Here is a 10,303-nt window from a genome sequence, read left to right as displayed (position 1 = left end):
ACGGGAATCGAATTTGCACTGTCAGCGATCGTGACCGCATGTTATGAGAGCGCCCGCGAGGGCCCGACGCGCAGCGATCGAGCCGCCATGCTCGAAGGAACGGCCCGATCATGAACACGGCAGCGCGCGGCACGTCCCCGGCGCGGGAAGAAGGAAGACCGGCCTCGGACGCCTTCGGCTCATCCACCGAGAGGGCCCTGTGGAGGTTGTACGACCTCTGGGTGCCGACGATCGCCTCCGAGCATCTCTGGGGCTGTCCCTCGGAGAGGATCTTGGATCTTTACCGGCGATACACCTCCGCGGACCACCTCGAGGCGGGGGTCGGCAGCGGCTATTTCCTCGATCGGTGCGCGTTTCCCGTCGCCGATCCCACGCTCACCCTGCTCGACGTGAACCGGAGCGCCATCGACGTGTCGCTCGATAGGCTGCGCAGGTACCGTGTCACCGGGCTCGTCGCGAGCCTCCTCGAGCCGCTCCCGCTCCCCGGGTCCGCCTTCGGGTCCGTGGGCATGAACTATGTCGTGCACTGCATCCCCGGGGCCCTGCGCGACAAGATGGACATCATCCTGGGACACCTCTTGCCCTGCATGAAGGACGGCGGCGTGCTGTTCGGGACGACGGTCCTCGGCAAAGGGGTCCGCCACAACGCGGCGGGCGGCCCGTTCGCCGCGGCGATGCAGCGCCTCGGGATCTTCAAGAACCAGGAGGACGATCTGCCTGGGCTGGAGGCGGCGCTGAAGCGGCACGTGTCGGACTACGCGATCGAGCCTGTCGGGCGAACGGCCGTGTTCATCGCCCGGAAGCCGAGCCGCGCCGAGAAGACGCCCGGCTGAGCAGCGCCGGGAGGCGCGCCGCCGCGCCGATCGAGGCGCGAGCGGCGACGTCGTCCACCTTCAGGGTCGCGATGTCCCCGCGGAGCTCTCCTCGGGAGACGGAGTGACTCCCACCCACGTGACGAGGAGACGGACTGTGGTCGATGCGACGGTGACCGAGTCGGACAATCTTCCCTTCCTGGACGTGCTGAGCCCGGAGTTCGTCCGCGACCCGGGGCCCATGCTGCGCGCGTGCCGGCGCGAGCACTGGATGGCGCGCAGCCCGATCGGCTTCGAGGTGCTGGGGTTCCCCGAGTCCGTGATGATGCTGCGCGACGAGCGGATCAGGCCCGGCTTCGACAAGCTGCTGGAGCTCCTCGGCATCACCTCCGGCCCGGCGTACGAGCACATGTCCCAGCAGGTCGGCTCCCAGGAGGGCGACGCGCACCGGCGCATCCGCCGGCTGATCCAGCCCGCCTTCAGCATCGAGGCGATGGAGCGGCTGCGGGCTCCGGCGCGCCAGGTCGTGGACGCGCTGCTCGACGCCGTGGACGAGCGCGGCGCGGGCGACTTCGTCGCTCACGTCAGCGGTCTGTTCCCGGGCCGCCTGTTCTGCCGGCTGCTGAACGTCTCCGAGGACGACGCGGCGCCCCTCGCGCGGATGAACGGCTCGATCATGAAGATGTTCTGGATGAAGCCGGAATACCGGGGCGAGGTCGAGGCGGCCATCCACGAGCTCGGCGAGTACAGCCTCGCGCTCGTCGAGCGAAGGCGGCGCGAGCCGGGCGAGGACTTCGTCTCCGGGCTGATCCTGGCCGAGGAGCAAGGCGACCGGCTGAGCACGCAGGAGCTGATCGACCTGGTGAGGCTCACGCTCACCGCCGCCGTCGACAACGTGAACCACACCCTGAGCCTCATGGTGCTGCTGCTCGCCGAGCGCCCCGAAGCGTGGCAGCAGCTGCGCGCCCGCCCGGAGCTCATCCCCCGCGCCGTCGACGAGTGCATGCGCTACCGGCCCCGCGTCCTCCGGCTGACGCACTACGCCGCGCAGGACACCGTGCTGGGCGGGGTCCCGATCCCGGCGGGGAGCTGGGTGATGAGCGTCGTCGCCGAGGCGAGCCGGGACGAGCGCGTGTTCGACGACCCCGATCGCTTCGACATCACGCGCGAGCCGGTGCGCCCCAACCTGAACTTCGGCACCGGGCGGCACAACTGCATCGGCGCCTACCTCGCTCAGATCGAGCTGCAGGAGGCGCTGTCGGCGCTCGTCGAGCGCTGGGAGAGCATCGAGATCGCGGGGGAGGTGGTGCCCCAGGCGTCGAATCAGACGAACGGTGTGCTGGAGCTCCCGTTGCGCTGGAAGCGCGCCTGAGACAAGCGGCGCGCTGGCGCTCCCGCTGCGCTGGAGGCGCGCCTGAGGGGCGGGAGCTCCGGCCGGGCGCGCCTCAGCGCTCCCTGTCCTTCTTGCCGCTCTGCTTCTCGCCCTTCTTCTTCTTCTCGTCGGCGGCCTTCGCCTTCTCCTTCTTCGACTTCGACGCCACCTTCTTCGGCTCGTCGCGGCCGAGCGAGATCTCCAGGCGATCGCCGCGCGCCTTGGCCTTGTAGGCGGGCACGCCGTCCTTGAACTGCAGGGTGATCTCGGCGCCGTGCGGCGTGTTGACCACGCGCACCGACGCGATGCGCTTGTCCTTCTGGGCGAGGCCGCTGCCCGAGGACAGCGCGCGCCGGTCGGGCAGCGACACCGTGAAGCCCATCGCGCCGGCCGCGCCGTTCAGCTCCTTGATGGGGCCGTCCATCTTCAGCTTCAGCACGATGGGGCTCCGCACGGACCCGTGGCCCCATTCCTTCAGGCCCTCCCGCTCGTCCTCGTCCGCCTCCGCGTCGTCCTCGTCGCCGGGGCCGCCAGGCACCGCGGCGGACCGCTCGAGCGGATCGCCGGCCTGGGCGTTCGGATCGGCGGGCGGCGTCGGCGGCACGGGCTCCGTCGTCGACAGCGGCGTCGCGCCGAACAGCGGGACGTTCGCCGTCAGCACGCCGCCCGGCGCGGCCGCCGTCGCCGCGGCCGCCGGCAGGGCGGGCGCGCCGGACGACGCCGGCAGCGCCGACGCGCTCGCGGCCCCCTCCGCAGCCCCGGCGGCGGGCGCGTCGCCGCCGCGCAGGCCGAGGAGGCGCGCGGCCCCGAACACCACGAGCACCGCCGCCAGCCCGAGGAAGCTCCCGGCGGCGGCCGCCTTCTTGTTGAAGCGCGGCGGCTCCGTCCCCTCGCCCGCCGCCTCTTCGGCCTCCTCGCGCACGAGCCGGCGCCCGCCGGACTTCAGCGCGCCGGCCGGCGGCGGCGCCGTCTTGCGGCGCGGGCCGCCGTCCTTGCCCGACCCGTCCTCGCCGGCCGCGCGCGCGGCGCGCCGCGCCTTGATCCGCGCCACCATGCCGGCCATCGCCGTGGCCGCGCGCGCCCCGGCGCCGGCGAGCGCCGGCCCGATCGTGCCCGCGACGGCCTTGCTCGCCATCGCGGCCTTCTCGCCGACGTCGCGCAGCCGGCTCGGCTGCGCGCCGGCCGCCTGCGCGGAGCCCGCCTCGTCCGACCCCTCCTGCGAGGGCGGCGGCGCCGCGTCCTGCGCCGAGGCCGGCGCCGCGTCCGCCGCGGGCGCCTCCCGCGCCGAGAGCGCCGGCGGCGACACGTCGCCGTCGTGATCGTCGTCCGCCGGGGCCGCCGCGCCGCCGCTCGCGCCCGCCGTCGCGCGCTCGCCCTGCGGATCGCGCGGCGGCGCCGACGACGCCCGCGCCGTCGCGCGCTCGCCCTGCGGATCGCGCGGCGGCGCCGACGACGCCCGCGCCGTCGCGCGCTCGCCCTGCGGCGCCGACGACGCCCGCGCGCCCTCGCCCGGCGGCGGCACCGACGGCGCCCGCGCGGGCGCCCCGGCGTCGAGCGCCGCCGCGGACCTCGCCGGGGGCAGCGTCTCGGACGACGCCCGCGGCCGCGACGCCCTGGCCGCGCGAGGCGCCTCGTAGCGAAGCGTGACCACGAGCTGCGGCACGCTCGTCGCCGGGTCGACCTCGACCTTCACGTGGTCGATGTACGCCTCGCGGCGCGTGCCCTGCTCGACCTCCTCCAGCTCGAGGGAGCGGCCCACCTTGAGGAACTCCAGGTTGGAGCCGACCTCGAGGTCGTCGAGCCCACCCGCGCGCACGCGCGCCTTCATGGGCGAGCCCAGCCCGTCGATGTGGAGCCGCACGCGCGCGCCGCGCTGCGCCGTCCCCTGCCCCGCGCCGGACGGGATCGTGAGCGCCGGCGCGGAGCCGGCGGCGCCGACGTCCATCGACGAGCACATCGCGCGCACCGCCTCCTCCGCCTCCGGATCGAGGCCGGTGAAGCGCAGGCCGAACTCGCCGCCGCGCGCCTGCTCGGCGCGCCAGCAGACCTCGCCCTCGACGACGAGCTCCTTGCCGAGCCCGTCGAAGCGGCAGATCAGCGCGTCGCCGATCCGCGGCAGGTACGCCGTGCGCAGGCGCATCCCCTCGGGCGACATGTCGATCGACTCGGCCTCGAAGCCGCCGCCCGACGTCTCGCCGACCGCGACGAGCGCCTCGATGCGGACCCGCTGCCCGGCGCCGGCGCGCCGCTCGCCGCCCTCGCGATCCTTCTCCAAGGATTCCGGCGCCCTGCGAACGCCATCTCCGTCTGCGCCTCGAACGTTCATACGCCCATTCCTCCGCCTCGGCCGCGAGGCCGCGTCCGCGATCGCGGGACCTCCGCGGTGCAGAGGGCCCACTGGCCGGCAGTACGGCGTAAGCCCCGCGCTGGCCAAATTTTGGAGGCCCCGCGGCGCCGCGGGACGCGGGCGCGGCGTGGATTTTTGGAGGCCCCGCGGCGCCGCGGGACGTGGGTGCCGCGTGGATCCGGCCGCTCGCTTCGCCTGGCGCCCCAGGGGGCAAACGTGGGAAGCTCTGGGTAATGGGCAAGGACGAGCCGCCGCAGAAACACGACAAGCCCGCGCCGCCCGCGAATCAGGACGTCGTCTTCATCCACAGCCCCGTCGAGCAGGGCGAGGGCTTCCGGGTCATCCGGAGCCGGGAGGACCGGCTCGAGATCGGCGAGCTGCGGCCCACCGAGCACGGGCGCCCGCTGGCCGGAGAGCTCGTGAAGCTGACGCAGCGCTCCGAGCACGCCCGGCTCTTCGACGTGGAGGTGCTGCTCCCGGGGCCCCGCGGGGCCGACTCGCCCCGGTCGGGCCCCGCCCAGGTCGCGACCGACGCCTACCGCTCGAACTGGGAGGCGATCTTCGGCCACCGCGAGGAGAACAAGCTCGCCAACTGAACCGCGCTCAGGGGCGGCCGCCGGACGAGCGGCCCCCGAGCCGCGGCGCCTCGCCGGTCCTCCGGATCGCGTAGGCGATCCCGCGCTGGAGCGTCCCCTGGACGACGGTCCCGCCGAGATCGATGTCGAGGCCGACGAGCGTCTGCGACACGCGGGGGCCGATGCCGGTGATCACCGCCTCGGCGCCGAGCAGGCGCAGCGCGGCGGCGGTGCGCAGGAGCGTGGCCGCGACGCTGCTGTCCACGCCCCGCACGCCCGTGATGTCCAGGATGACGACCTGGGCCCCCGTCTCCGACACGCCGCGGAGCGCCGCGGCGAGCGCCTCGTCCGCGCGCTGCGCGTCCATCGTCCCGATGAGCGGCATCACCATGACGCGATCGGTGATCGGGATGAGCGGCGTCGACAGCTCCGCGAGCCGCTCGCGCTGCACGCGGATGAGGTCCTCCTGCAGGCCGGCGCGCTCCTGCTCGGCGCGCGCCCGCTCGGCGAGCTCCTCCTCGAGCCGCGCCATCGCCGACGAGAGCTCCGCGGTGCGGGCGGCGACGGCCGCCTCGAGCGCGTCGTTGGCGCGGCGGAGCTCGTCGCTCGCCGCCTGGACGCGCGCGTAGAGCAGCGCGTTGTTCACGGCGATGGCGGCCTGCGCGGCGACGAGCTCGAGCACGTCGAGGCGGGCGGGCGAGAACACGTCGGGCGCGGCGTTGTTCTCCAGATAGAGGATGCCCGAGACCTCCCCCTGGCTCACCATGGGCAGCGCGAGCACCGATCGCGGCTTGCGCGCCGCGACGTAGGGATCGCCATCGAGCCGCGCGTCCTGCGCGGCGTCCGCCACGACGACGGCGCCCCCGGCGCTCATCGCGAGCTCGATCACCCGGGCGGCCGCGGCGCCGCTCTCGCGCACGGGCGTGGACGGGCCGACGCGCACCTCGCCCTCGTCCTCGACGACGGCCTCCACGCGCGGCCCGCCCTCGTGGTCCAGGATCAGCGCGCCCCGCTGGGCGCCGACGCTCTCGACGGCGAGCCGGAGCAGCCGCGCCATGACGCGGCCGAGGTCGATCTCGCGCGCCACCGCCTGCGCGGCGCGGATGAGCGCCGCCGCGTCGAGCAGCGCCACGCGCCGCGCGGCCATCTCCGTGGTCGACGAGGCGACCGAGGTCAGGTTCGACAGGAGGTCCGCGGACGCGGGCTGGCCCGCCGCCGCGCGGGGGAGCAGCTCGACGTAGGCCTCCTCCATCTGCCGCAGCTTGGCCGTGGCGCCCCAGCGCGCGTAGGCCTGGTAGGCCTCGACGAGGCACGACCGCGCGAGCCACGGCACGCGCCTCGAGGCGAGGAACCTGCCGCAGAGCTCGCTGACGAGCGCGCGGTAGCGCACGTACCCCGCCTGCTCCGCGGCGTCGCTCGCCTGCTGGTAGAGCTCGAGGATCGGCTCCAGCGCCTCCCCGGCGACGCGCGCGCGCTCCGCCCGGACGAGCAGCTCCAGGTGCCGGAGCTCGGGGCAATTCCGCGCGAGGACGGCGAGCTTGTCGTGGCTCGACGCGAGCATCTCGGCCAGCGCGCCGCCCTCCTCCCCGCTCGCCCGAGGGCCGAGCGCCAGGATGGTGAGGCAGGTGTAGAGCGGCAGATCGACGATGCCGATGTACTGGCCCGTCAGGGCGCGGGCCCGCTCGTTCGCGCGGCGCGCCATCCGGAGCGCGCCCTCGTGATCGCCGTAGAGGTACGCGAGCGCGAGCTTGTTCGTGTAGTAGAAGCCGGCGACGATCGCGAAGCCCACCGCCTCGAGCTTCGGCACGAGGGCGTCCTCGTCGAAGCCGGCGTCGCTCAGCGTGCCGCGGTCCAGCGTGCGCCCCTCGAGGTTCTGGATCACCTGCCGCGCGACGGTCTGGACCGCCGTCGACAGCGCATCCTTCGTGCGGGAGGTGAAGCGCAGGAACCCGCCGACGTCCTCGCGCACGCGCCGGAGCTCGCCTTCCAGGCTGAGCTTCATCTGGGCGAGGATGTTGGAGGACGCCGACGCGAACATGAAGTCGCCGGTCTCCATCCCGGCGACCCGCGCCCGCTGGAGGGCCTCGAGCGGCTCGCGCTGCGGCCTCGAGAGGTTCATGACGACCCCGTAGTTGAAGTCGAGCTTCGCCCTGATGGCATCGACCCGGTACCTGTCGTTCAGGGCGACGCCCATCCGCACGATCCTGTAGCCCTCGTGCGGCTGGCCCCAGAACGCGGCCAGGTAGAAGCCGTGGTACACGTACGCCACGCTGGCCATCGGCGAGCTCCCGTGCCGGAGCGACAGGTTCGCCATCCTGACGGCGAGGAGCTGGGCCAGCGGCGGGTTGAGGAAATACGCCGATGGCGAGCCGTAGCCGAGCATCTCCACCACGACCCTGACGCGCGGATCGGCGAGCTCCGGGCCCGCGCCGACGTCCTCGCCCCGCCGGGCGGCGAAGCCGCGCTCGGCCTCGGCGAGCTCCGCGCGGAGCGCGGCGGCGAGCGCCTCGCCCTCGGTGGGCACCTCCATGCCGAAGAGGCGCAGGCCCTGGAGCGCCACCGCGAGCGTGTCCGCCCAGCGGTGCTGCGCGTTGTAGAGGACCATCCGCATGCAGTAAAGGCGCGCGCGCTCCACGTCCGAGGCGGCGCGCTCGAGGAGGGCGTCGAAGAGCGCCTCCGCCTCATCGCAGCGGCCGCTCAGGTGCGCGCACTCGGCCTTCGCGGCATGGATGTCGAAGACGTCGAAGGCGAGGCCCGGCTCGCCGGCCCACGGATCCGGGCCGAGCGCGGACACCGCGGCGCTCAGGTAGCCGAACGCGGCGTCATACGCGGTCGCCGCCTGCGCGCGCCGCCCCGCGGCCAGGTTGAGCCGCACGAGCTCGCCGCGCTCCGCCGCGCCCTCGATCAGGGCCGCCGCGACGTTCAGGTGGCCGACGACGACGAACAGCTCCTCGTCGCTCGGGTCCTCGCCGAGGCTCGCCGCGAGCAGCCGGCCGATGCGGTGGTGCAGCCGCTTCCGCTCCGGCTCGTCGATGAGCGCGTACGCCGCCTGCTGGACGCGATCGTGCAGGAACCGATACGAGACGCGGAACGAGGGGTCCTCGAGCAGCCTGCCCGCGACCGCCGCGTCGCCGGCATGGACGAAGCGGTACTCGGGATCGAGGGGCACGATAAGGCCCTCCCGCAGGGCGTCCCAGAGCGCCGCGGCCACCTCGCCCGGGGGCTGCTCGGCGACGAGCGCGAGCGTCCTGAGGTCGAAGCGGTGGCCAACGCAGGCGGCGAGCCGGATGGCGCGCTGCGCGCCGGGCGCGAGCCGCCGGATCTTCGCGGACATCAGCTCGACGACGCCCTCCGCGCCCTCCGCGCTCCGGGCGCGCTCGAGGCTCCACGCCCACGCCCCCGCGGCCGGATCGAAGCGCACGATCCCCTCGCCGGCGAGCGCGTGCAGGAGCTGGTGGATGAAGAACGGGTTGCCCGCGGTCCTCTCCAGGATCAGCGCCGCGAAGGCGTCCGTGTCCTCGAGGCGGCAGCGCAGGGCGTCGGCGAGGAGCCGGCGGATGTCCTCGATCTCGAGCGGCCCGAGCCACACATCGGAGGCGGGCGCGTTCGCCGCCCGCAGGTCGCGGACGAGCCTCGCCAGCGGGTGGGCGTCGTCGACCTCCTGGTCGCGGTAAGCGCCGATCACGAGCATCCCGCGGCCGCCGGGATCGGTCATCAGGAGATCGAGGAGCTTCAGCGAGGCCGGGTCGGCCCACTGGAGGTCGTCGATGAAGAGCACGAGGAGGTGCTCCTCCGTGACGGCGCGGACGAAGGTCTGGAACGCGAGGCTGAAGCGGTTCTTCGACTCGTTCGGCCCGAGCGGCTGCACGGCGGGCTGGGGTCCGACGACGCGCTCGATCTCGGGGATCACGTCGACGACGACTTGCCCGATCGAGCCGAGCGCGGCGCTCAGCCGGGCCTTCCAGCGCGCCATGGGCTCCTCGCCCTCCGACAGCATGCGCTCGCACAGCTCGCCGAACGCCTGCGCGATGGCCGCGTAGGGGGTGCGCTGCTTGAGCTGGCCGAACTTCCCCGACACGAAGTACCCGGGCCGCCGCGCGAGCACCTTGTAGACCTCGCGGACGAGGGCGGACTTGCCGACGCCGGCGTGGCCGGAGATGAGCAAGAGCTCGACGGCGCCGGCCGCCGCGCGCTCGCACGCGGCCACGACTGCCTGCGTCTCGGCCTCGCGCCCGTAGAGCTTCTCGGGCAGCCAGAGCCGGCCGCCCGCGTCGCGCTCGCCGAGCGGGAAAGGATCGACGCGGCCGTCGGCCTCGTACCTCCGGAGGCACTCCTCGAGATCGGCTCGCAGCGCCTCGGCGCACGGATACCGATCCTCGGCGGCCTTGGAGAGGAGCTTCATGACGAGATCGGAGACGACGCGCGGGATCTCGGCCGACGCGGCGTGCGGCGGCGTCGGCGTCCTGGCCAGGTGGCAGTGAACGAGCTCCATGGCGCTCGGCGCTGTGAACGGGGGAGCGCCCGTGAGCATCTCGTAGAGGGTGACGCCAAGGGAGTAGAGGTCCGTCCGGCAGTCGAGGCTGCGGTTCATCCAGCCCGTCTGCTCGGGCGACATGTACGCCAGGGTCCCCTCCGCGGCGTCCGGGCTCTCGGCCCGCGGCGCCTCCTGCGACAGGCGCGTTGCGATCCCGAAGTCGGAGAGCTTGACCACCAGCGGATCGAGGCGGACGAGGATGTTGTGCGGCTTGACGTCCTTGTGAATGACGCCCGCGTGGTGCAGCGACGCGAGGGCGTCCGCGACGTGGATGCCGATCCGCAGGGTCATGGCCAGGCTGAGCCTGTTGCTCCGCAGGACGATGTCGAGCGACGCGCCGCCGAAGTCCTCCAGGACCAGCACGGGCCCCCCGTCGCTCTCCTCGACGTCGAGGATACGGAGGACGCCCGGGTGCGCGATCTCGCGCGTGATCACCACCTCGTGACGGAGCCTCGCGATCGCGCGCGGCGACGCCCGCCCGGCGCTCGGTCCTTTCATCACGACGGGCTGCCCGTCCGACACGCGGCGCGCGCGGCGCACGGTGATCATGGTCCCCTGGTGGAGGATGGCCTCCGCGGCGTAGCCCTGCGGCGGGCTCGCTGATCCGGTGGCATGAGCCGCGCCAAGTGTCGTCATGCATACAGGGTACAGCTGATACGGAAG

At 73.8% G+C, this 10,303-nt stretch carries 5 protein-coding genes; 3 read left to right on the top strand and 2 right to left on the bottom strand.

The window, feature by feature from the left end:
- The first annotated feature begins 110 nt into the window (after positions 1–110).
- Together NQZ70_RS17505 and NQZ70_RS17500 are read left to right on the top strand one after the other, a co-directional pair.
- Complete coding sequence (locus NQZ70_RS17505) at positions 111–833, top strand: class I SAM-dependent methyltransferase (protein WP_129575227.1); 723 nt, start codon at positions 111–113, stop codon at positions 831–833.
- 136 nt (positions 834–969) lie between these two features.
- Complete coding sequence (locus NQZ70_RS17500; protein ID WP_129575226.1) at positions 970–2,184, top strand: cytochrome P450; 1,215 nt, start codon at positions 970–972, stop codon at positions 2,182–2,184.
- A 73-nt stretch (positions 2,185–2,257) separates the two neighbouring features.
- Here NQZ70_RS17500 and NQZ70_RS17495 read toward each other — a convergent pair whose 3' ends face one another.
- Entirely contained in the window at positions 2,258–4,459 is a 2,202-nt protein-coding gene (locus tag NQZ70_RS17495) for a PilZ domain-containing protein (protein ID WP_165374022.1), read from the bottom strand.
- A 305-nt stretch (positions 4,460–4,764) separates the two neighbouring features.
- Here NQZ70_RS17495 and NQZ70_RS17490 point away from each other — a divergent pair, with 305 nt between their 5' ends.
- On the top strand, positions 4,765–5,127 hold the full coding sequence (locus NQZ70_RS17490) for a hypothetical protein (RefSeq protein ID WP_129575224.1): 363 nt from the start codon (positions 4,765–4,767) through the stop codon (positions 5,125–5,127).
- A 7-nt stretch (positions 5,128–5,134) separates the two neighbouring features.
- Here the strand turns inward: NQZ70_RS17490 and NQZ70_RS17485 are convergent, their stop codons facing one another.
- Positions 5,135–10,276, bottom strand: a complete 5,142-nt coding sequence (locus tag NQZ70_RS17485) for a protein kinase domain-containing protein (RefSeq protein WP_129575223.1) — start codon at positions 10,274–10,276, stop codon at positions 5,135–5,137.
- Positions 10,277–10,303 lie beyond the last annotated feature (27 nt).

The organism is Sorangium sp. So ce836, from assembly GCF_028553905.1.
GTDB classification, from domain to species: Bacteria; Myxococcota_A; Polyangia; order Polyangiales; family Polyangiaceae; genus Sorangium; species Sorangium cellulosum_D.
This window is presented reverse-complemented; position numbering and strand designations above follow the sequence as displayed.